The sequence below is a fragment of the Psychromonas arctica genome, from assembly GCF_036697365.1.
Classification (GTDB): Bacteria; Pseudomonadota; Gammaproteobacteria; order Enterobacterales; family Psychromonadaceae; genus Psychromonas; species Psychromonas arctica_A.
In genome coordinates this window covers 246,110-270,682 of the sequence record NZ_JBAHZA010000006.1, presented here as the reverse complement: position 1 = coordinate 270,682, position 24,573 = coordinate 246,110, and the positions used below count along the sequence as shown (strand labels likewise).

Genomic DNA, 24,573 nt, shown 5'->3' with positions numbered 1-24,573 from the left:
TGGATAATAAGTACTTAAAACATACTAGTATGTCCAATTTAATAAAATTCATCCATGTTCAGAGTATGAAGCAACACGGTTACGACCATTATCCTTTGCTTCATATAAAGCTATATCTGATTTTTCAAGTAGGGCTTTCAAGTTTTCTTGATTAGTCATGTTATAACTGACACCAATACTTGTAGTACATTTCACTACGTTTTCATTCTTATTCATGATCACTAAACGTTCAATTTGTACTCTGATTTTATCAGCAATCAATATACCTCTTTGCGGGCCACAATGCGGCAACAATAAAGCAAACTCTTCACCGCCAATTCGGGCACAGACTTTATTTTTAAAATCCAAACTTTGCAAAACACTAGCGACTTGAACCAAACACTCATCTCCAACTGAGTGCCCATATTTATCGTTAATACTTTTAAAAAAATCTAAATCTAATAATAATAATGTAGCTGATTGTTTTGTTTTATTAGCTTCAATTAACAGCTGCTCGCCTTCCTCAAAAAAACAACGGCGATTTTTAATACCAGTTAAAATATCAGTCGTTGCCTGTTTTACTAACTCCAATTCATGTTTTTCAATCTGTTTACTAAACAAAGTTAGTGCTAAAACAATCGCAAACATATTCACTAAAAACACAGATTGATACAGTATATGATTAGTCGCTGAGTTTAAAATAATTAATGGATCAGGATTAAGGGTATTTTCAGAATATAAAAATAACAGCGCAGCAGCCACGCTAAATATCATTTTTAGAATTATTTCTTTTAATTCAAAAAGCAGTAACACGCCCATTGGTACTAAAAAATAATAAAAATGAAAACCGCTCTCTTTGGTAAAAAATAGATTAGTGAATAGAAAAAGGTGTAATAAGACAAAGCTAAAGTAAGTTATTTTAGCAGCTTTATGACAATGGAAATAACTGAGTAAAAAGACAAAGACAAACCCACCAGTTAACATAACATTGTATAACGCTGCACAGTCTTCTTTTAAAATAAAAACATAGTTCGCAGTGTAAACAAAAGAAACAAGTAAAGTCAGTAAGTTTAATACGTTTAACATACGTATCTTTTCTACTTTACTAGGAAGCTCACCTTGGATGCCAACATCCATTATGGAATAAAAACGAGAAAACATAATATTAAGGCTCTGACCGATTAATGATGCTGAATATGGCTAATCATGATTAGTCATTCGCTCCAAACGATCTAACTCTTCTTCACGTGCAGCGTTAATTTCATTTAAAATATTGTCTACATCCGCAGCAACTTCAGAATCAACAAATTGTCCCGTTAAAACTGTCTTATCTGAAAGCTCTCCCGTTTCAAAGATAGCCCAAATCTCTTCACCATATCGAGTAGAGACTAGGCTAGGAGCAAATTGAGAGTAATATTGAGTCATGTTGTTAACATCGCGTAACAACATTTTTTTAGCATTGTTATTGCCGGCAGCATTAACAGCTTGTGGCAAATCGATAATTACAGGGCCTTGTTCATCCACCAGTACATTGAACTCTGATAAATCACCATGAATGATGCCAACACTTAACATACGAACCACGTAATCCATCATTTTAGCGTGATGACTTAATGCTTGATCTTGCGATAGTGTCACATCATTTAAACGAGGGGCAGCATAACCTTCATCATCAGTAATTAGGTCCATAATTAATACACCACCGAAACAACCATAGGGCGTTGGTACTCTGACACCTGCCGCAGCGAACTTATACAAAGTATCAACTTCAGTATTTTGCCAAATTTCCTCTTGCTGCTCACGACCAAACTTCGATCCTTTTTGCATTGCACGAGCACTTCGACCATTACGAACTTTACGCCCTTCGTTATATAAAACAGCATTTTTAAAGCTGCGCTTACTGGCTTCTTTATAAACCTTAGCGCAACGAATTTGGTCACCACATTGAACAACATATACCGTGGCTTCCTTGCCGCTCATTAACTGGCGTAACACATCATCTACAATGCCATCATCTATTAATGGCTGAATTCTTTTAGGTATCTTCATTTATATGATTAAATTATCTAATAATATTTTGGTTAAGTGGATGCTACATATATTAATCAGCAGCTTAAGTAGTAATTGTCTGAGCATAATACTACAAACAGACAAACAAGAGTTGTTTCTTTTTTGCACAATTATAGGCATTACAAAGCAATAATAGTTCATATTTCAACTAAAAATAATCTGCAAAATAACCAATTTGAGGGAATTAAGGCTTATTAATTAATTTATTACACAGTCAACAAGCCTGAATGTGAGTGTTTACTCTTTGCAAGAATCAATTACCTAAGCTAACTCTGCGCTCACTCATTATTTTTTCTTACCACCGAAAACATTAACCAGTGCGCCTAAAATAATTAATATACCGCCAATCAATGTCCAAACAGATGGAATTTCATTAAATATTAAAACACCTAGAATAGTAGAAAATACAACCTGTACATAAGAAAATGCGCTTACCTTACCAGCGACTTCAGTTTGCATCGCTTTTGTTAAACCAACCTGCCCAACTTGGGTGAATATCCCAACAAACAATAATAAAAGCAAGGCTTCGCTATCAGGCATAACAAAATCATTGCCTAATAAAACTAAAGAGAGAGGTAATGCAATCAGCGGAAAATAAAAAATAATCACTGAACTATCTTCTGTTTTACTCAGGCGTTTAACAATTACATAGGCAGTACCGCTACCTAATGCCCCCAAAAGAGCAACAAAAACACTAAACCAGGGAAGTACCGTTTCACCGTTTAATGCCAAATTAGGTTGAACCATCGCAAGTAAGCCAACTAAACATAAGCCAATACATATTAAAGTCGAGCGTTGGATTCGTTCTTTTAGAAAGAAAAATGCTAATAAAGCAGTAAAAACAGGGTATAAATACTGTAATAGCGTGGCTTCCGCTAGCGGTAAGGTTGTCACAGCGTAGTAAACACAAATTAGAGCTAACGTTCCAACAACACCTCGCGATATTAGTAACGCCTTATTGGTCCCCCACACTGCAATTTTTTTACGTTTAATATCGACATAGCTTATCACCAGAGAAACCAAGCCTCTTGCAGCAACAATCTCAAAAACGGGGATATTGTGAGTGCTTACCAACTTTACACAGGCAGTCATCAAAGCAAATGAAAAGGCAGATAACAGCATAAAACGTAAGCTAATAGGAATAGATAAGAAAAAGTTTTGTAACATATTGGTATTAATGTGATTAAGAACAAGGAATATATAGTTTATCTTATTCTTCCCCTATCTGTTATTTATTTAAACACTTGATTCATCTATTATAACAACCCTAATTACATCAGAAGCTTACATAACAAATAAGCAAAAAATTAACCTAGCTACAATAACGTAGTGACTAGCAAGGATAGCTATGAAAACTTTAATGAAAAAACACTTATTACTATTGTGTACCACGACTGCACTTCCATTATCGGTTTTTGCATCACAGCCAGTAATTCAATCAGAGACAATCTCAGATCAGGTTATTGAGATGCAAAGAGCTGAGTTACAAAAAAACACCCTAAATAAAGGCTTTGGTCCTCAATCACCACGAGATATAGATAATATTGCAGGAAATAATACTCAATTATTTTCATATGCACCAAACACCGCGGATATGAACCTATGTAATATTCATTTTCATAAGAATGCAGAGCATAAAGGCGGTGAGTTTACTCGTTATGCTGGTAATGGCGATGGTAAAGGTAACAACAGTGGATATTTATATGCAGGACAATTAACGGAGGAAGAGCTAACTCCAATTTCTGTGTCTTTATCTAAGGAGCTACATCATCAATTATTTCCGGGTGACACTATTGAAGTTCATTATGTTTATTCAACAGCAAACGTAAAACCAGGACCTACACTGGGTTCATGTTTAAGTGATTCAACTAAAAACCCGGCTCTTCGCGTAGAATCTCAAGTGTTTGTGTTAGTAAATGATAAAGAAGCTTTAGATTTTGTAGAGTTAACCAAGCACTCGATGAAAGGTAATCATCCACAGGCTATCAATATTCCAGATAACTCAGGACAGCCGATACAATATTTAGGATCAACCACTGGGCCGGCTTACAACCAACAAGGTTCACCGTTTCAGGTTACATGGAGTGTTCGCCCTCAAGTATTAAAGGTTAGTATTAATACCGTTGCGTCATGGTTCAAAGATAACCAATACAAAGAAAATCATGCCCATGGTGTGAGAAATCTAGTTACCAATCCATTATTATTATCGGCTTATTAAAGCACTTACTAAAAATAGTTTAGTGTTAGTAGCAAAAATATAGGTGAGTCTTAAAGCTCACCTAGTTAACTAAAATAATAAAAATAAATGTTAACCTAACTTTCTATGCACGGTTACTAGCTGTGATATATAGGGGCGATTATAAATTACAGTATGATAGGATTGAGTTTACTTAGAAACTCTTCCAGAGACTCTGCCAATACTGCTTCTTGTTTTTTACCTAACGTCTCTAATTGCACTTGCCCGGTCTCATTTAATATCGAGATAACTTGCATTTCATCGCTACAAGTCGCAATAAACATTGAGGCAGGTTTCTTTAAACGTTTCTGCATCATGAAGTGTGCAATCATATTTTCTTGCAATCCCAAAAAATCTTGATCATTCCATACCTGAATCAATTCAATAGGATGGCCATCAAATTCGCAAGGTATATGATCACAATAATTGCTACAAAATAAGGCTTCTATTGCCGGATGAAGCTTTATTTCAAGAGCATCTTCAATATTTTTCAAATCAACTTGTTGCGTACGCTCTTGTGCTTTCCAAGTTATTTGATCGCCAAGTACCTCACCGACTTGGCATGGAGATAACCATTCAGCATCAAAGGTTTGCGTTGGAAGAGTCCCCTTTTCAGCTTCCCATAATTTAAGGTGGCGTGCTTGTAACGCCAATAATTCCGTTTGGATATCTGTATTCATAGCTCGAATAATTCTTCTTTTTAGTTACAATACCGCTTATTGTAACCATTCGGGCTGTTTTGTCTTGCATTTATAACGCCCTCTGCTTTTAAAATGAGAAAACTCAATGTCACATTCAACTTTATACGATCAAGATTTAGCTTTAAAAGACCTATCACTAGGCAAAATCACTGAATATAAATGTCATTATGACAAAACGTTATTACAAGGTGTTCCTCGTAGTTTAAATCGCAACGAGCTTTCATTAAAAGCTGACGCGTTACCTTTCTATGGCGTTGACTTATGGAATATCTACGAGCTTTCTTGGTTAAACAATAAAGGTAAACCTGTGGTCGCAACAGGTGTTGTGAAAGTTCCTTACGATAGTGAGTTTTTAATCGAATCAAAATCATTTAAGCTTTACCTTAACAGTTTTAATCAAAGTAAATTTGATTCGGTAGAAGCAGTTCAAGAAGTTCTAAGCAATGATTTATCAGAATGCGCTAAAAAAACAGTCGAGGTAACACTCAATGCGAACTTAGATACAGTAGTGGATAAACTAGGAGCCCTATCTGGTATAAACATTGATGAGCTTGATATCGAAGTAGATCAGTATCAACTATCTCCAAATTTACTGAACGGTATTGGTTTAAATGAGATTGTTACAGAAACACTTCATTCTAACCTGTTAAAGTCTAATTGTTTAATCACCAGTCAACCTGACTGGGGAAGTGTAGAGATCACTTACACAGGTCAACGTTTAGATCACGAGAAGTTATTACGCTATTTAATTTCTTTTCGTCAACATAACGAGTTTCATGAACAATGTGTCGAACGTATTTTTTGTGATTTAATGGCGCACGCTTCATTAAATGAACTAACTGTCTATGCACGATATACCCGTCGCGGTGGTTTAGATATCAACCCATTACGTAGTACTTGTGCATCGGTAGCAACACACAATATTCGCTTAGTAAGACAGTAACGCTAAATTTGTTACAATAACTGCACCTTAACAAAAGTAAGGTGCAAATTTTATATAAGGCTTTAAGTATCCATGAACTTTTTTTCACGTGCATTTATAGGTTGCTTACTAGTATCAGTTAGCCATTCAATAATGGCAATAGAGCTAGGTGATGCACAGATCCCTGCATCTATCAAAGAAAGCTATAAGACTCGTGAACTTGAGCCCGTTTCATGTATTAACAATGTCACTGCATTCATGGATAAAGTGGCTGCATTACCGCCTCCGCAAGATAATTTTATTAATAAGAATTCACGTTTAACAACTAAACGAATCCCTAATAATGCCCCTACGCACTTATTAGCCTCTTGCTATATCGAATTGGAGAACTACGAAAAAAGCCTATCGTTATTAATGCCGCTATTAAAAAACCCAAGTGAAAGCCCGGATGAAATTAGAACTTTAAACTTAATTGCCAGTGAAATACCTGAGCCAGAACGTCCGCAGCTAAGTAATGAAACGCTAATTAATATGATGCAACATTCTTTACAAGTAATGGCTGATAATAAAAAAACTAACTATGCTAATTTACCTGAAATAGTTAACCTAACCGTTACAAAACTGGCTTTAGAAACACACCAATATCAGTTAGCAAATGAATCCCTAGGTAAAGTAAAACAAAGCCTTAAGAATAGTAAAAAAACCGAATTATTAGCTTGGTTAGCTTATTATTACGGCCACTATTACGATCAAATTAACCAACAACAACTCGCAGTTTCAAACTTTCAAACAGCAAATGCAATGGCAGACCAACTGCAACTGATTAAGCTAAATAGCCTGATCAAGGCGAGTCTATCTAATCTTTATCAGCAGAAACACCGTTATAAACGTGCAATGGATTTTGCCAGCCAACGTGTGGAGTTATTATTACCTACAGAAAACTATGTACAGCAAGCCGATAGCTTACTGAAATTTGCAATTTTAAAACGTCAGAATAAAGAGTTTAATCAATCGTTAATCTATTTATTTAATGCAATGGAGTTGGTAGAGAAAAAACATAAAACGCTATTAGCTTACATTTATCTTGAATTAGGGCGAACTTACGCTTCTATGCCCTATGATATGGATAAAAATACTGACCTTGCTCAAAAGTATTTACAAAATGCGCGTTACCACTTTAAGAAATTAAATAGACTAGAACAACAAACTGAAACGATCTTATTATTGGCCCAACTTAATATTCGAAGCCAAGATACCGGGTTAGCCATTTTACAGCTAGAGAATGTATTAACCTTAGCAAAAGATAAGTTTCCAGAGCTCAGAGTAAAAGCTTTTGAAATGCTTGCATTGAGTTATGAATTATCAGGAGATCATCAACAAGCTAACTTCCACTTCAAAAATTTTCATTCATTACAAAATGCAATCAAGGAGAAGCTGTTTGCTTTACAACAGTTAAAAATAAATGAGCAATTTCAGCTTATTGAGCAAACACAACAACAAATTCAGTTAGAAACAAAAAATAACGAATTATTACTAAAAAATAATCGCTTTAAAAATATCGCCTATGTTGCGGCCTTGTTGCTAATACTTGCGTTATTAATATTACTAGGTATTTTTAGACGCAATAAAAAACTAGTTGCATTAGAGTTAACGACTCGTAAAAGATTACAATTGCATCCACGTTCAAAACTACCCTCTCATCAGGTCCAAGTTCAAGAAAATGAATTACAATATCAAGGGACGCCACTATTTTACGCACTAGTAAATATTCCATTTCTTAATAACTTAAATGGCACAAAAGGTTTGTTTAATGCAGAGAAAATTGAAGCGGCTTTAGGTCAAGCGTTAACCACACACTTTTATCAACGCACTCAAATCACCCAAGTTCGCGATAATCAGCTATTATTTATATCTGAACAAGAGCAATATGAAGAAGCAAAACAATTTGCATTAGAAATTGAATCCTTTTTTAAATTTTTTGCTGATAGCTACTCGCTGGAGGGAGACATTGCCTGTGGCGTTGTCGCATTTCCGTTCTTGAATAACGTATCACGTGCAATCGCACCTGAAAGAATGTTAAATTTAACTAGTCTCGCTTTATATGGTGCTTGTCAAATGCGTGACCAACTCAATACCAATACTTGGCTAGAGTTATATGCAATAGAAAAAATTCAACCTGCTTTCTTTGATGGTGATTTATGGATACTAGGCCAGGCAGGTATTGACAAAGGTATTGTAAAACAAAAAAGTAGTCACCCCGGCACTACGATCTCATGGCCGGAATTAAATCGTTAGGTAAATTTGAGGTATCTCATCTTGTGCTTGAGTATAAACTAATCGATACTTCGCAACGATTATAATAAAAGGAATAAGCTGATGGCATCATCTCAAGCAATAACTCGATTATTGCAGCAATTGTTAAAACGGAGTTATCGACAAAACCAAGCTATCGATAAGTATCAGTTTAAATTTTTAAAAAAATTGCAATCAGCTTCAACAGCTGAAGATGAAATTCAGTTATTTGACGAATATAGCCAACAACTTGAAAATACCCCTTATACTATTGAAGAGAAACTATCTGAAGGTAAGTTAGTCGCCCGTCAATCACAAGTGCAACTTAGACAAATCGAATCATTATCAGAAGCAGTAAAAAATAAAATTGGCGAAATGCAAAACGCACCTGAACCTTATACTATTGCCGAACACCACTCTTCTTTAAGCGCCCTAATTAAAATTTATCAACATGCAGTGATTGAATTAAATAAAAGCTGCTCTCCATCTGAAGTCGACACCAAAGCTGATATCTCTTTTATTAACGATGAATTACAACTGCTCATTCTAGAATTAGATGTCGGGCAAGATTTTGTTAAAAAGCTAGAAAAAGTACGTATTGATATATCTAATGATCCAGATCCATTTCAATTACCTCAATATTGCTTACAAATCATCAATATCATTATCGATAGTACACGTGAAGAGCGTCGTACTTCTCGTCATTTTTTATACACTCTTAATGATAGCTTAACGCAATTCTATTTAAATTTTGCACAAACCTTAAAGCTTAGTGAAGAAGATTTTGAAAAACAAAAAGAGACTAATAAGCTTATTCAAGAAGGTGCAGATAAACTTCAAGAAAACAGTCAGCATCAAACACTTGAAGAACTACAATCGTCAATTTCTGACTATGTATCAAATGTAAAAGCAGCGATGGCTTTACAAGAAGAACAACAAGAAGAAAAATTCCGTACTAAATTCCAAAGTATGGTAAGACAAATTAAAGAGCTACAAAACGAGACGCAAAGCTACCAAAAAACTTTGAAACAACAAAACAAGCAATTACACATTGATTTTTTGACCAAAATTCCTAACAGAGCAGCTTGGAGTGAACGTTTAAAAACAGAAGTGACGCGTTATAAACGTTACAAAACACCACTTAATCTAGCTGTGATTGATATAGACAACTTTAAATCGATTAACGATAGATTTGGTCACTTAGCCGGAGACAAGGTATTAAACGTTATTGCTCAAACATTACAGAAATCTATTCGTAATGCCGATTACATTGCTCGTTATGGCGGGGAAGAATTTGCATTATTATTACCAGAAATTTCACCAACTCAAACTGAGCTTGCTTTAAATAAGTTACGTGACCGTATTAAGTCGATTCCGTTCCAATTTAAACAGGAGCACCTGTCCATTACTATTTCAGTTGGGTTTTCTGCATTTACACCATCAGATGAAAGTGATGATGCTTTTGAACGTGCAGATACAGCACTTTACCAAGCAAAGCGCCAGGGTAAAGATCAGGTTTTACAGCTTACAAAAAATGAGAAAAAAGTTGAAAGGTAATATAAATTTAGCTTTATAACGTTTTGTTTCAATTATTTATCAAAAATCAGTGCTTTTTACGTGGCTTCTCCCACTAACTCAGTTAATCTAATAATAAGTTAAAAGGAGAAGCTATGATTTCACATATCAGTCCCGTTGGCAGTATGGCGCTACTTTCTCAACTGGAAGTCAACCAACTTAAATACAGCGCCTCTTGCGAAACTTACCAATTATTCAGAAATTGCGCTCTAGCCGTCTTAAAGTCAGGTAGCCACACTGACAGTAGTAAAGAGATCCTTGAAAAACATAAAGACTTTCAAATCAATGTGCTACATCAAGAGCGCGGCGTTATTTTAGAACTTGTTAACCCACCTGAAGATGCTTATATTGATGGTGAACTAATTAAAGGGATGCAAGATCTCTTATTTTCAGTATTACGTGATATTTTGTATGTTAATACCCAGTTACAACCTCATGAATCTACAAAGTTTAATAGTGAAGAATCCACCAGCTTAGTGTTTTCTATTTTACGTAATGCGAATATCTTAAAAGCAGGTATCGATCCAAATATGGTGGTATGTTGGGGTGGTCATTCCATCAATAAAACAGAATTTTCTTATACCCGAGAAGTGGGTAACCAACTTGGCTTAAGAGAACTCAATGTTTGTACTGGTTGTGGTCCAGGTGCCATGGAAGGACCTATGAAAGGTGCCGCTGTAGGACATGCTAAACAACGTGTAGCACCGGGTCGTTACATTGGCTTAACAGAGCCAGGTATTATTGCAGCTGAGCCTCCAAATCCAATTGTTAACGAGCTAGTTATCCTGCCTGATATTGAAAAACGCTTAGAGGCTTTTGTCCGCTTTACTCACAGTATTGTCATTTTCCCTGGCGGTCCAGGCACAGCTGAAGAGTTGTTGTATATTCTTGGTATCATGATGCACCCTGAGAATAAACGTCAACCTCTGCCTATTATATTAACAGGGCCAGCCAGCAGTGCAGATTATTTTGAGGCGATTGATGACTTTATTGTGCATACTTTAGGGCCTGAAGCTCAAGAGCATTATCAAATCATTATTGATGATGCGCCCACTGTTGCTAAAGTAATTAAAAAATCGATGCATCGAGTCAAAGAGTATCGTAAAGCCATTGGCGATGCTTATTCATTTAATTGGACATTAAAAATTGATCGTACCTTTCAAGAGCCCTTCATCCCTAACCATGACAACATGGCAAACTTAGTGCTACATCATGATCAACCCAAAGAGCAACTTGCATCAAATTTGCGTCGCGTTTTTTCAGGTATTGTTGGTGGTAATGTGAAAGATGAAGGAATAAAATCCATCGAAGAAAATGGCCCATTCTTACTAACTGGAGAAAAAGAATTAATGTTAAGAGTAGATAAGTTATTAAAAAGCTTTATCGACCAAGGTCGTATGAAATTGCCAGGTAGTGTTTACACTCCTTGTTATAAGATAACCACTTAACATGAGTGCTTCACTATTAATCATAGATGCGATGAACTTAATTCGTCGTATCTATGCAATCCAAGAAAAACAAAACGCAAAGTCAGAATTTGCCTTAAGTGCGACCAACAATACAGCCTGTAATGCTTTACAGAAATTATTGAGAGCACATAACCCTAGTCATGTTATTTGTGTATTTGATAGTCATCAAGCTAGTTGGCGCCATCAACTTCTCCCTGAATATAAACAAGGAAGAAAACCAATCCCTAGTGACTTAAAAGCTTACTTGCCCCACATTCAGGATGCCTTTTATGAAATGGGTATTGAGTCTTTAGTGACTGAGCAAGATGAAGCAGACGATCTGATTGCGACACTTTCACACAAAATAACAGCGCGCCAACAACGCTGTACAATCGTATCTACAGACAAGGGGTTTTATCAGTTATTAAATGCTTATACGAGTATCTATGACTATTTTCAATCTTTGCATATGGATAGTTATTATATAGAGCACAAACTAGGTATGAAAATAGATCAACTAATCGATTATTGGGCAATTACCGGTATTAGTAGCAGTCATATTAAAGGTGTTGAAGGTGTAGGCGATAAAGGTGCGATTGCTTTATTGCAAGAGTACTCTAGCTTACAGGGAATGTTTGAAGCAGAAAATAATAGTGATAAACGTTTGTTAAAAGTACAACAACAGCAACAAGAAGCCCTACTTTCAAAACAACTGGTTTCCTTGAAAAAAGATATTCAACTTGGCTTTAATTTGAAAGACCTAAGATACCCTAAAAATTAATACGTAAATACTTGAGATAAATAAAAATTATAGCGTTTAAGTGAACAAATTCTTAACTTAGCTGACTAACAAATTTAGTCTGTCTTATACGTCATATTACTCCTTATGTACTAACCCATTTGGTTATCTACAAAGGATATAATGCCTTTTTATAAAGCACCCTTTATTGGCGTGCTTTATTCGTCATAGATTATGGAGTTTCAACTGTGAAAAAAATATTAATTCCTATTGCATTAGTTGCGGCCGGTGCTGCTGCATACTTATATCAGCCACAAGCAGAAAGTGATAATGTCCTGAGTTACGTGCCTGCCGATACACCATTTTTCACAGGACAATTAACGCCATTCCCTATCAAAGATTATATTGCCTCAGCTCCTAACTTGATTGACCCTAAAAATCCTACACATATTGAATCTTTATACGGAGAAGAATCTCCTTCAATAGATTTTTTAACAAACCTACTAAGCACTTATGAAGATAGTTTAAAAGATGCAGACTTACTGACTAGTAACTTTGGTTTAGCAGATGAGATCCGTGCATACTTTTACACTTTAGGCTTGTTACCTGTGCTCAAAGTTGAAGTCGCTAACCCACAAGCAATATGGGATTTGTTAGATAAAAATGAACAAGAAACCGGCTTTAGTCATACTGAAGGAGAGCTCAAAGGACTTAAATATCGTATTTATCCAATGGTTGAAGATGACCAAGGTGAGCCTATTAACCTGATTATTGCACAATCTAATGGCATGCTAACTGCGACGATTCAAAGCAGTTTTGTATCAGAAGACTTACTGGCAATGGCATTAGGGTTACAAAAACCAAGCAAATCTCTAGCAGACACGCATATGCTTGAAGATATTATGCAACAGCACCAATTTACCAACAGTAGTGTTGGTTTTGTTAACCATGTAGAAATCATCAAAGGCTTAACCAGCGAAGATGATAATCAATTAGCTAAGCAATTAACTGAACTGACTAAAGATGAGGATACAGCCTTCCAGCTATTACACAGTGCCGCTTGTAAACAAGAATTACGTGGTATTGCACAAAATTGGCCACGTACCGCATTCGGTTACACCCAAATGGATATCAGTAAAGAACAATCAACATTGGGTTTTGCTGCTGTACTTGAAAGCAAAAACCAACCTATTTTGAATGCCCTAAAAACATTACGTGGCTATATCCCTAATTACACACAAAACTTTGATGATAATGTTATTGCAACATCGATAGGTTTGGATGTTGGTCAGCTTTCTAGTGCGTTAACCGATATTTGGGCGAATTTAAAAACACCACGCTTCCAGTGTGGACCTTTAGCGGATATCCAGTACCAAATAGATGCCAGCGGTGAATCTTTAGCAATGTTAGGTATGGGCTCAAGCATGGCAGCGAATGTGAAAGGTATTAGTAGTGCAATTTTTGATTATTCAGTATCGCAAGATAATGACCAGCCTCGCTTAGAAAGCTTGGATGCATTATTAGCGGTTCATGTTAAAAACCCAGTTGCCTTATTTAACTCGATTAAAATGTTTGTGCCTGATTTACAACAAATTGATATAACCAATAATGGGCCTGCAGTATCACTTAATAAAGTGGTTCCTATCCCTGCGCGATTAAACTTAGATCCTAAAATGGCGATCAAAGGCGATCATTTTGTTATCTATAATGGCAACAAAGGATTACAAGAAGCTGAAAAATTATCTCTTGAGACATTATTAGCTAAAGGGTTATATCAGCTATCTTTTGATACTAAGAAAATTTTAACCCCTATTGCAGATGCCGTTGAACTAGCCGGTGAAGTAATTCCTGAAGAAGCGATGTTCCTAAAAGATTACGATACACGTATGAATATTAACGTAGATATTAATGATCAAGGTATTCGCTTAGATTCAACAATGAACCATAAAGCCGCAGAAAACTAAGCGTCATCAATAACGCTATTATTTCCTTTTATAAACTGGCCTTCGGCCAGTTTTTTCATTTTTAACGTTTTATCAACCTAATATGATTAACCTTCTCCGTTTAATAATGTAATTACACCCACATCAAAATCAGTTATTCTACGCGCTTACCAAAATTTATATCAATGACATTAACTATGTTATACCAACTATATTAAATAAGTGTTCTAAATTTTACGCAGGAAAAATGACTTAGTTAAAGGCGTAATTGAAGTTAAACAGTTGTTCTCTTTGCGAAAATTACAACGAAGAAATAAGTTATTTTAACAAGTAAAATAGGTCAATTAATTAGTGTGATTGGTATTATCTAAATTTTTAATCTTGTAGGTCTCACGGAACCAGACCTTCACATCTGCTAGTAACGGAAAAATTATGTTAGAAAAATTATTTAAACTAAGCGAAAACAACAGTAATGTGAAAACAGAAATTGTTGCAGGCTTTACCACCTTCTTAACCATGGCTTACATCATCTTTGTTAACCCATCAATGCTATCTGCAACAGGAATGGATTCCGGTGCAGTATTTGTAGCAACTTGTTTAGCAGCTGCAGTAGGTTGTTTTATTATGGGTTTATACGCTAATTACCCAGTTGCTTTAGCGCCAGGTATGGGCTTAAACGCATTCTTTTCGTATGTAGTTGTATTACACATGGGCTACAGCTGGGAAGTTGCTCTGGGTGCAGTATTCTTATCAGGCGTCTGTTTCACACTATTAAGTTTATTCAAGATTCGAGAGTGGATCATCAACTCAATTCCATTACCAATGCGTAAAGGAATTGCAGCAGGCATCGGTTTATTCTTAGCGTTAATTGCCTTAAAAAATGCAGGTATCGTAGTAGGTAACCCTGCAACATTAGTTGGTTTAGGTGATATTACTGCATTACCTGCAGCACTAGCTTCGTTAGCGTTTATTGCCACAATTGCCCTCGCTCACTTCCGCGTTAAAGGTGGTGTGATGATAGCTATTTTACTCGTAACAATCATTGGTCTTATTATGGGCGACGTACAGTACGCCGGTATTGTCTCTATGCCTCCTAGTATTGCACCTACCTTTATGCAGATGGATATCGCAGGTGCATTTAATGTTGGTATGATTAGCATTGTATTTGCCTTTCTATTTGTAGATCTATTTGATACTTCAGGCACCTTAATTGCTGTTGCAGACAAAGCTAAATTATTAGATAAAGATGGCAACCTTCCTCGTTTGAATCGTGCTTTATTAGCAGATAGTGGAGCTTCGATGGCAGGTTCAGTTTTAGGTACATCTACAACTACTAGTTATATTGAAAGTGTTGCAGGTGTCGCTGAAGGTGGCCGTACTGGCTTAACGGCTGTTGTTGTTGGCGTATTATTCTTACTAGCCCTGTTCTTTGCACCATTAGCAGGAATGGTACCTGCTTATGCAACTGCAGGAGCGTTATTATACGTTGCAGTATTAATGGTTGGTGGCCTTAAAAGCATTAACTGGGATGACATTACTGAAGCCGCGCCTGTAGTAATCATTGCGATAATGATGCCATTAACTTTCTCTATCGCAAACGGCATCTCCATTGGTTTTATTGCTTATGCAGCAATTAAAATTGCCAGTGGTAAAGCGAGTGAATTAAGCACAAGCGTTTGGTTCTTAGCTATCTTATTCTTAATTAAATTAATCTTCTTCCCTGGTTAAATAGCGAAAATAGCATTCAGTTAATGTTAGTGAATGCTTAATACATAATAAAAGGCCCGATTTTATAACTTATAAAATCGGGCCTTTTTAGTTTCAAGCTAAGCTTAACTTTAGTTAAGCGATAAAAGTACGAATATTATTAGCAACCTTTTCAATTAAACTAACGCGTGCTTCAACACTTGCCCAGGCAGTATGAGGAGTAACGACTAAACGATGCTCAGATTTTACAGAAAGGTAAGGATGGTTCTCTTGCATCGGTTCTACAGCTAAAACATCAGTTCCATGATAAATGTCTTGCGTATCCAAAGCAGTCGCCATCGCACTTTCGTCAATAATACCGCCACGGCCTAAATTCAACATAATCGCACCTGGTTTTAACAGTTTTAATTGTTCGGCAGCAATCAAGTTTTCCGTCTGCGCATTGAGAGGAGCATGAATAGAGATAACATCACATTCACTCAATAACGTTTGTAAATCAACCTGTGGAATAGATTGCTGACTATTCTTTCCCGATGTTGAGTAATAGCAAACATCACAACCAAAAGCACTTGCTAATTGAGCAACTCGCTGGCCAATTTCCCCCATAGCAATGACACCCCAACGCTTACCTTTTATCTCAAAAAAAGAGCGTTCTATATGGGTAAACACTGGACTTTCGCACCATTTTTTCTCATTAACATATTGATCGTAATAACGACTTTGATGTATCAATTGAAACAACAAAGAAAAAGTTGCTTGGCTAACACTCTCAGTAGAATACCCAGAAACATTTTTAACTTCGATACCAGCTATTTTTGCAGCTTCTAAATCAACGTTATTAGTACCCGTTGCTGAAATACAAATTAACTTCAATTGTGGGTTATCGGCCATATGCTGTGCTGTGATGACGACTTTATTAGTAATGATGACTTCTTGACCTACTAACCTTTCCGAAGTTTGTTGCGCATCGGTTGTTTGATAAACCGTTAACTCTCCTAATGTATCAAATACTGATAAGTCACTATCACCTAAAGTGAGCGCATCTAATAAAACAATTTTCATTTGAGTTCCTTAATTCGACGGTTGCTTGTGAAAAATAGAGATTAATAGATATACAGGTTTTTTAAAGAGAAGTAAAAATGAACAGGGGAATTAGAAGTAACGAAATGAGAATAAGGCAACATGAGTAGCAATTATTATTACTACTCATTATTAATTTAATATTACTCAGTAAGATCCGCTAACATCTTAAGTGCGACAGCTTCAGCAATTTTTATCCCATCAATACCAGCAGATAAGATACCACCAGCATACCCAGCACCTTCGCCACCTGGATATAACCCTTGGGTGTTTAAACTTTGGAAATCAGCGCCACGCTTAATCTGTACAGGCGATGAAGTACGAGTTTCTACACCTGTCAGCATAGCGTCTTTACTATCAAAACCACGAATCTTCTTAGCAAAAGCAGGTAACGCTTCACGAATCGCATCAATAGCAAACTCAGGTAGAGCTTCACTCAAATCGGTCATTTTAACATTTGGTTTATACGATGGTTCAACATTCTCATAAGGCTTGCCCTTACCAGCAGCTAAAAAGTCACCTACCATCTGTGCTGGTGCATCGTAATTACTACCGCCCATTACGTAAGCATGGCGCTCTAGCTTACGTTGTAAAGCGACACCTTGTAGAGGATCGTTATTGAAGTCTTCAGGAGAAATACCCACAACAATTGCACTGTTCGCATTACGCTCACTACGTGAATATTGACTCATTCCGTTGGTAACAACTGCATGCTCCTCAGAGGTTGCAGCAACAACTACACCACCAGGACACATACAAAAACTATACACACTACGGCCATTTTTACAGTGATGTACTAATTTATAATCAGCAGCACCTAGAATAGGATGGCCAGCATTGATACCAAAACGAGCTTGGTCAATCATCTCTTGTTTATGCTCAATACGAAACCCAATAGAGAATGATTGAGCTTCCATGTAAACACCTTTATCGTGCAACATCTGGAAAGTATCACGGGCACTATGCCCTACCGCAGCCACCACATAACGAGAGTTAATCACTTCACCATTATGCAAAGTCACACCAGTCACTTGTTTATGTTCGCCCTGTTCTTCCATGTTGATCTCTTCAACACGTGTTTCAAAGCGAATTTCACCACCCAGTTCAATGATCTTACGGCGCATTTTCTCAACCATAGTGACTAATTTGTAAGTACCGATATGCGGTTTACTTACATAGATAATTTCAGCTGGCGCACCGGCAGTAACAAACTCTTGTTTAACTTTTAACCCTTTGAAACCCGGATCTTTGACTTGGCTGTATAATTTACCATCGGAGAATGTCCCCGCACCACCTTCACCAAATTGCACATTTGATTCAGTGTTTAGTTCGCTGGTGCGCCAAAAACGGAACGTATCCTTGGCACGTTCATGCACAGATTTCCCACGTTCAAGTACAATCGGTTTAAAGCCCATTTGAGCTAAGATCAACGCAACAAATAAACCACAAGGCCCCATACCAATTACAATTGGACGCTCTTCAAGATCTTCAGGTGCAGATGCCACATATTGGTAATCTGTGTTAGGTGAAATACGGACATTTTGATCTGTTGAAAGATCCGCTAGTAATGCAGCTTCATCAACATCGATTAAAGTAATATCCAAGGTGTAAATTAAGGTAATTTGATTCTTTTTACGCGCATCATAGCCACGTTTAAAAACATGAATATTAACCAACTGTTGCTCAGTGATATTGAGCTTTGTTAATACAAACTGCTGTAACGCATCTTCATTGTGATCCAGCGGTAATTTAACTTGGTTGAGACGTATCATGATTCACCTAACATTGAGCATAAAAAATAAGCGCGTAGTTTACGTGATCTGTTTAAAAAATGTAATCGCATAAATAGATTAAATAGGGATTAGTTTCCCCCTATGATCGTCGGCGATGGCACATTAATGTGTTTGTTTATGAATAGAAATGGGAATAGTCGCCGCTGCCGTTTGTAAGCGCTTAGAGCAACTAGTAAGACAGAGCTTAGAAACCGTTTGTTTTGAGTCTGCAGTAAGACAACGGAAATCAGCAGCACAAAGTACACCTAATTCAAATAATTCCATTAGCTTTTCTTTATCGATTTCGATTTGAATAGACATTATAAATAACTCCATGTTATCCGTTGTTTGAGCCGCAATAATACGCATTACTTACTAATTGTAATCGGTATAATATCTTATGCTGATAGATTAAAACTATTACATGGTAATGATTATCATTTAATTAGTAAATAGATAATCACAAACTTGTTACTAAACTGTTAGGGAAAAGACAATAATGTTATTTAATACGCCCATGCAAAAGGCGACCTTGATCAAACGTTACAAACGATTTTTAGCGGATGTCACCTTAGCTGATGGGTCAGAAACCACTATTTATTGCGCTAACACAGGTGCGATGACAGGTTGTGGTAACCCTGGCGATACTATTTTTTATAGCACATCTGATAATAAGAAACGCAAATATCAATACACTTGGGAATTTACATTAACACCAGAAAAATATTTAATATGTGTTAACACAGCTAAAGCTAATTCCTTGGTGTCTGAGGCAATTAAAAAAGAGCAAATCCCTGAATTAATTGGTTACCAAAAATGTACCGCGGAAGTGAAATACGGAGAAGAAAATAGCCGCATAGACTTCTTGCTAAGCGACCAAAATAAAGTTGACTGTTATGTAGAAGTAAAAAGCTGCACGTTGTTAGATGAGCGTACTCAAGCGGGAGATGGCTACTTTCCCGATGCTGTTACAACTCGCGGTCAAAAGCATCTAAGAGAATTAATTGAGATGAAACAACAAGGTTTTCGTAGCGTGCTATTATTTGCAGTATTACATTCAGGTATTAAAAAAGTGCAACCTGCAGATTTTATAGATAAAAAATATACAGCCTTATTTGAACAAGCTAAAAAGGAAGGTGTTGAAGTTATCTGTTACTTTCCAGACCTAAGTCGTTATATTACCGCTTAAAGCCTCTATAATAACAGCCACCTTTCATTGAAAGATTATGCTACTCACTAACCTGAGCAGCATAATAGATACCTATAGAGCAGCTAAAATTGTTTCAGCTTTACTTGCTTCAAATTCACCAGCTTCTTCAACATTTAATGTTGTTACTACACCATCTTCAATGATCATGACGTAGCGTTGGGAACGCAAACCACCAAACCCAGCCGTATCTTTCTCTAAACCTAAAGCTTTAGTAAAGCTAGCATCGCCATCACCTAGCATTAAAAGTTCAGACGCATTCTGCGCTTCGCCCCATGCTTTCATAACAAAAGCATCATTAACGGCTACACAGGCAATTAAGTCCACGCCCTTTGCTTGTAACTTGTCGGCCAGTACCACATAACCTGGTAAATGTGCTTCTGAACAAGTCGGAGTAAATGCACCCGGTACAGCAAATAACACTACTTTTTTACCAGCAAATAATTCATTAACATCGTGAGTTTGCATACCATCAGCAGTTAATTGGCTTAAATTGGCTGTTGGTAATTTTTGGCCTACTTGAATCATATTTTTTCCTTTGAGTGAAGAAAGTTACCCATCTATTTAATGACTTAATAGATGGGTTGGGCGAAGTATCAGTTTAGCCCTAAACCCCAATAACAAACAATGACTAAAGTAATGGATATAATTAAATACGGTTTAAAAAAACTTAATTCACTTTAAACTGAATAACATTTTCACTCAGCTGCTCAGATAATTCATTTAATTGCATTGATGCTTGATAAACCTTCTCAGAAACATCTAAGCTCTCTCTATTTTGATCACTTACATTCACTAAATTACTATTAATGTCTTCTGATACGTTACCCTGCTGCTCTGTTGCCGTAGCTATTTGAGCAACCATATCACTGATCAAGTTAGTGGAATCTTTAATATTTTCAAACATAGTTTGCGTTTGTTCAGTGGATTTAACATTACGGTTTACTTTCTCAAAACCATCTTCAATAGACACAACAGCATTTTTTACCCCAGCTTGTAGTTTATCAATCATTTGTTGTATTTCATTAGTCGATTGCTGAGTTTTACTTGCTAAAGAACGAACCTCATCGGCGACAACAGCAAAACCTCGGCCATGTTCACCAGCGCGTGCAGCTTCAATCGCAGCATTTAATGCTAATAAATTAGTTTGGTCTGCAATATTACGAATAACATCCAACACCACAGCAATATTATTCGATTCTTCAGTAAGAGTAGTAATGTCGTCATTAGCTTGCTGTATAGATTGAGATAGCTCTTTAACATCTTGTACCGACTGATCAATCAACACCATACCATTATTGGTCATTTCGGTGGTTTCATTAGTCGCTGTTGAAGCATTTAAGGTATTCTCTGCTACTTCACGAACGGAAACACTAAATTCATTAACAGCCGTAGCAATTGCTTCTATTTTTTGATGTTGGGAAGTATTAAGGTCTTTACTAGAAACAGACATGTCTCTTAAACCTCTTGCATTACTGTTTAATGAAATACTATTTTCTTTTATCAGCTCAATTAAATGTTGCAATTTAACAACAAAAGAATCGAACTCATTAGCAAGGTCACCTAATTCATCTTGTCTTTTAGAAGAAATACGTAGCGTTAAATCGCCATCCCCTTCTCGGATTTGTTTAATACGAGCAGTTAAATCATCAATACCATGCACCAGTACTTTTGGCACTAAATAAGTCAATACCGCTGAAATAACGACAACAAAAGTAATGAATAATAGTAACCAAGATTTGTTACTATCTACTTCTGCGTTAACATTATCTATAGTTACCTGAGACTCCTCATAAAGTAGCTCGCCAGCAGTATCAAGTATGTCTCTTAGCTCTGAAAAATGTTGTCGATTAACTGTAAATAATAACTCTTCAGCTTCTACCTTTTTGCCTTGAGTCAACAAATGGAAATATTCATCGGAGTCTTTTTTCCAAATGTCATAGCTTTGATCAAAACTAGTTAATTTATCTAGTATCTCAGGATAGCTCGATAACAATGCTCGATACTCTTGCATTTTATCTGTTGTTTGTTGTGCATTTTCTTCAAAATCTTTTTTAAATGCAGGATCATTTTCATGTAAATATTCTAGCTGTGCCACATATGCTTGATAAAGATCTCTATCAGCATTAATAGCTAAAGATAAAGCCGGAATAAAACGATGCCCTTCATTTTCAATACCATCTGTTAGCGTTGAGGTGATTGAATTGTAAGCCACAACGACTAGAATCAAAGATGCAAACACTAACCCGATTGATAGTGATAGTTTGATTCTAATACTTTTGCCTATAGTATTTAACAATGTGCTTCTCCTTGCTGTTATTGCCATTTATCCATTGATACCTATATTGTAGTAGTTAAATAAAAAATAAATTAGACAAAAGTAGAAAAACAGCAATTTAACTGAAAAAATTAACCATTAATTTTGACCAACCATGCTGTCTATTCAAAATAATCATAATAATCATAATAATCATAATAATCATAATAATCATAATAATGAGCATATAAGACCTCCATAAGCCTAAACAAAAGTAGTTCCTCATCTGTCTCACTATGCAATGCCATAGTAAAAGTAGTGATATAAAGGTAAACTCCCGCCCAAAGTAATATATTAAACAGACGGTGAATAAAATGAGTAGAAAAATTGAATTGTTAGCGCCAGGCGGTGATGTTGATGCCATTAAAGCAGCCATTATCGCAGGAGCTAATGCCATTTACTGTGGCTTAGATATTTTTAATGCTCGTAACCGCGCTGCAAACCTATCTTTTGATGATCTGGTTGGCATCATCAAATTAGCACATGAATACCAATGTGAAGTTTTTCTAACTTTAAATATTGTTATTTTAGAGCATGAATTGCCTGCATTAACCAAGCTATTAAATCAGTTAGTTAATACCGGTATTGATGGAATAATTGTGCAAGATCTTGGTTTATTTAACTTAGTTAAAAAATTCTTCCCAAGTCTACACATCCATGCATCTACTCAGCTTACGACACATAACGAAGGACAAGTGCTATTCCTTGCAAAAATTGGAGCAACACGTGCCAATTTATCACGTGAATTAAATCTGTCTGAAATCAAAAGCCTTACCGCATTAGCACACGATAATGATGTATTAACGGAAGTGTTTGTTCATGGCGCATTATGTATTGCCTTTTCAGGGCAATGTTACTCAAGCTCAGTAAGTGTTGGTAACTCCGGTAACCGTGGCCGTTGTAGTCAAGCTTGCCGTGACGAATATGAAGAAACCAATGCAGGTAACAAGTACCCGCTTAATTTAAAAGATAATTCAGCCTGGTTCGACTTACCTGAGTTAGTTGATGCAGGTGTTGATTCGCTAAAAATTGAAGGCCGTATTAAAGGGGCACAATACGTACATACCGTTGTTGATAGCTGGCGTCAGCAGATCAATCAATTTGTGGATACAGGCAAATTATTAGCTGATGACTCTGCGTTATATAAGGTATTTAACCGTGATTTCACTAACTCCTTCTTAAAAGGCAACTTAACCAAAGATATGTTTATCGATAACCCACGCGATAACAGCTTTACTCATGCCAATGAAAAAAGTAACGCTATCTCTGTTGTACAAATTCAAGAAGCGCAAGATATTCTTCGCGATGACAAAAATAAAATAGTAGATGAAGTCGCTGCAAAAGTTGCTACCTTAAACATTGACAAAAGTGACCTGTCACTGAGCTTCTCTGGGCAGTTATATAAACCATTTACAGTAACTATCGTTATCGACCAAAAAACCATTGTTGTAGAATCAAACTCTAATCTAATTAAATCTGAGCAATCTGCCGTCACAGAAGAAGCCATCGCAAAACGCTTTAAAAGCTTCAAAAATAGTCGATATAACGTGGCCGAATTTGATTTTTCTGAATTAGATGCAGGGTTAACAATCCCATTCAAAGAATTAACTGACGTAAAGAATAAAGTCGCTTATTACCTTAATGGTGAAAAGGAAGTCATTCCAGCTGTAACGATCCCGACATTAACATCACATCCCAAGCTTAACGAAAAACCGACACTATCGATGTTAATCAGTGATGAAAAAGATGCCTACCTTGGAGATTTAACCGAGGCTGATATCTACTTTAAATTACCAGAAAGCTTTAAAAAACGCTGTAATAAACAACGTGATATTTTAGCACGTAATCCGCGCTTTATTCCTTGGTTCCCAGCGGTGTTAATCGGAAAAGACTACATTGAAGCCGTGCGTATTTTAGAAGAGTTAAAACCAAAACGTATTGTCACTAATAATACAGGTATTGCTTATAAAGCGTTTGAAATGGGTATTGAATGGATAGCAGGTCCATTTTTAAACACCACTAACTCTTACGCACTATTAACGATGCAAGAAGAGCTAAACTGTGCGGGTGCATTTATCTCAAATGAAATTAACCGTAATCAAATTAAAAATATCAAACGTCCTGCTAACTTCAAAATGCTTTACAGCATCTATCATCCTATTTTGATGATGACTAGTCGCCAATGTTTCTTTCAACAAACTGTTGGTTGTAACAAACCAAGTATCGAAGATGGTTGTATGTTGAAGTGTCAAAAAGCTACAACAATTACTAACGTTAAAGGCATCTCTTTTGCTGTTGATAAGCAACTAGGTGGTTACCCAAGTATTTACAACCATGAGCAATTCTTAAACTTTGAAGCAATCAAAGACTTTTCAAACTTATTTGATGAGTTCTTTATTGACCTAACGGATATAGGTTCAGGTTCAAAAGAGAAACAAGATAAAGCAGAGTTAATTAAATACTTTGAAGATTTCTTAGCGGGCGATCAACAAGCGGAGGTCACTGTGACTAATTTAATTCCAGTGTCGACCAATGCGCAATATCAACAAGGTCTGTAGCGAATTAACTAAGTTAACCAAACTTGG

The 24,573-nt window shown here is 36.3% G+C and carries 19 protein-coding genes; 10 read left to right on the top strand and 9 right to left on the bottom strand.

Going from position 1 to position 24,573, the window contains the following annotated elements; genetic code table 11:
• Nucleotides 1-48: 48 nt before the first annotated feature.
• The 3 genes from V5290_RS09430 to V5290_RS09420 all read right to left on the bottom strand — a co-directional run bounded on the left by V5290_RS09430 (nt 49) and on the right by V5290_RS09420 (nt 3,216).
• Nucleotides 49-1,140, bottom strand: a complete 1,092-nt coding sequence (locus tag V5290_RS09430; RefSeq protein ID WP_333384529.1) for a GGDEF domain-containing protein — start codon at nt 1,138-1,140, stop codon at nt 49-51.
• Between the two features lie 39 nt (nt 1,141-1,179).
• Nucleotides 1,180-2,028, bottom strand: a complete 849-nt coding sequence (locus V5290_RS09425) for a PA4780 family RIO1-like protein kinase (RefSeq protein ID WP_333384526.1) — start codon at nt 2,026-2,028, stop codon at nt 1,180-1,182.
• A gap of 306 nt (nt 2,029-2,334) precedes the next feature.
• Complete coding sequence (locus V5290_RS09420; protein ID WP_333384523.1) at nt 2,335-3,216, bottom strand: DMT family transporter; 882 nt, start codon at nt 3,214-3,216, stop codon at nt 2,335-2,337.
• A 181-nt stretch (nt 3,217-3,397) separates the two neighbouring features.
• Here V5290_RS09420 and V5290_RS09415 point away from each other — a divergent pair, with 181 nt between their 5' ends.
• Complete coding sequence (locus V5290_RS09415; RefSeq protein ID WP_333384520.1) at nt 3,398-4,267, top strand: delta-class carbonic anhydrase; 870 nt, start codon at nt 3,398-3,400, stop codon at nt 4,265-4,267.
• A 146-nt stretch (nt 4,268-4,413) separates the two neighbouring features.
• Here V5290_RS09415 and syd read toward each other — a convergent pair whose 3' ends face one another.
• On the bottom strand, nt 4,414-4,965 hold the full coding sequence (syd, locus tag V5290_RS09410; RefSeq protein WP_333384517.1) for a SecY-interacting protein: 552 nt from the start codon (nt 4,963-4,965) through the stop codon (nt 4,414-4,416).
• 106 nt (nt 4,966-5,071) lie between these two features.
• Between syd and queF the strand changes: the two genes are divergently transcribed.
• From queF to V5290_RS09375, 7 genes are all read left to right on the top strand, one after another.
• Complete coding sequence (gene queF / locus V5290_RS09405; protein ID WP_333384514.1) at nt 5,072-5,929, top strand: NADPH-dependent 7-cyano-7-deazaguanine reductase QueF; 858 nt, start codon at nt 5,072-5,074, stop codon at nt 5,927-5,929.
• A gap of 72 nt (nt 5,930-6,001) precedes the next feature.
• On the top strand, nt 6,002-8,203 hold the full coding sequence (locus V5290_RS09400; RefSeq protein WP_333384512.1) for a GGDEF domain-containing protein: 2,202 nt from the start codon (nt 6,002-6,004) through the stop codon (nt 8,201-8,203).
• An 81-nt stretch (nt 8,204-8,284) separates the two neighbouring features.
• Nucleotides 8,285-9,757 carry a GGDEF domain-containing protein gene (locus V5290_RS09395; RefSeq protein ID WP_333384509.1) on the top strand — a complete coding sequence of 491 codons (1,473 nt, stop codon included), beginning with the start codon at nt 8,285-8,287 and terminating at the stop codon, nt 9,755-9,757.
• A 113-nt stretch (nt 9,758-9,870) separates the two neighbouring features.
• Nucleotides 9,871-11,223: a nucleotide 5'-monophosphate nucleosidase PpnN gene (gene ppnN, locus V5290_RS09390; RefSeq protein ID WP_333384507.1), complete on the top strand. Its 1,353-nt coding sequence runs from the start codon at nt 9,871-9,873 to the stop codon at nt 11,221-11,223.
• Between the two features lies 1 nt (nt 11,224).
• Nucleotides 11,225-12,004 (top strand): flap endonuclease Xni, encoded by a 780-nt coding sequence (gene xni / locus V5290_RS09385; RefSeq protein ID WP_333384504.1) that lies wholly within the window; start codon nt 11,225-11,227, stop codon nt 12,002-12,004.
• 206 nt (nt 12,005-12,210) lie between these two features.
• Nucleotides 12,211-13,926, top strand: coding sequence for a hypothetical protein (locus tag V5290_RS09380; RefSeq protein WP_333384496.1), 1,716 nt, complete (start codon nt 12,211-12,213; stop codon nt 13,924-13,926).
• A 411-nt stretch (nt 13,927-14,337) separates the two neighbouring features.
• Nucleotides 14,338-15,633: an NCS2 family permease gene (locus V5290_RS09375; protein ID WP_333384495.1), complete on the top strand. Its 1,296-nt coding sequence runs from the start codon at nt 14,338-14,340 to the stop codon at nt 15,631-15,633.
• A gap of 114 nt (nt 15,634-15,747) precedes the next feature.
• Here V5290_RS09375 and V5290_RS09370 read toward each other — a convergent pair whose 3' ends face one another.
• From V5290_RS09370 to V5290_RS09360, 3 genes are all read right to left on the bottom strand, one after another.
• Nucleotides 15,748-16,674: a D-2-hydroxyacid dehydrogenase gene (locus V5290_RS09370; RefSeq protein ID WP_333384488.1), complete on the bottom strand. Its 927-nt coding sequence runs from the start codon at nt 16,672-16,674 to the stop codon at nt 15,748-15,750.
• A 161-nt stretch (nt 16,675-16,835) separates the two neighbouring features.
• Entirely contained in the window at nt 16,836-18,464 is a 1,629-nt protein-coding gene (locus V5290_RS09365) for an NAD(P)/FAD-dependent oxidoreductase (RefSeq protein WP_333384487.1), read from the bottom strand.
• A gap of 123 nt (nt 18,465-18,587) precedes the next feature.
• Nucleotides 18,588-18,785: a hypothetical protein gene (locus V5290_RS09360; protein ID WP_333384486.1), complete on the bottom strand. Its 198-nt coding sequence runs from the start codon at nt 18,783-18,785 to the stop codon at nt 18,588-18,590.
• A 178-nt stretch (nt 18,786-18,963) separates the two neighbouring features.
• On the opposite strand from V5290_RS09360, the gene sfsA reads away from it, so the two are divergent.
• Nucleotides 18,964-19,653 carry a DNA/RNA nuclease SfsA gene (sfsA, locus tag V5290_RS09355; protein WP_333384485.1) on the top strand — a complete coding sequence of 230 codons (690 nt, stop codon included), beginning with the start codon at nt 18,964-18,966 and terminating at the stop codon, nt 19,651-19,653.
• 72 nt (nt 19,654-19,725) lie between these two features.
• On the opposite strand, the gene V5290_RS09350 is transcribed toward sfsA, so the two are convergent.
• Nucleotides 19,726-20,199 (bottom strand): peroxiredoxin, encoded by a 474-nt coding sequence (locus tag V5290_RS09350; protein WP_333384484.1) that lies wholly within the window; start codon nt 20,197-20,199, stop codon nt 19,726-19,728.
• 142 nt (nt 20,200-20,341) lie between these two features.
• Nucleotides 20,342-21,970 (bottom strand): methyl-accepting chemotaxis protein, encoded by a 1,629-nt coding sequence (locus V5290_RS09345; protein ID WP_333384481.1) that lies wholly within the window; start codon nt 21,968-21,970, stop codon nt 20,342-20,344.
• A 332-nt stretch (nt 21,971-22,302) separates the two neighbouring features.
• Between V5290_RS09345 and V5290_RS09340 the strand changes: the two genes are divergently transcribed.
• Nucleotides 22,303-24,546, top strand: coding sequence for a peptidase U32 family protein (locus V5290_RS09340; protein ID WP_333384477.1), 2,244 nt, complete (start codon nt 22,303-22,305; stop codon nt 24,544-24,546).
• The last annotated feature ends 27 nt before the right edge of the window (nt 24,547-24,573 follow it).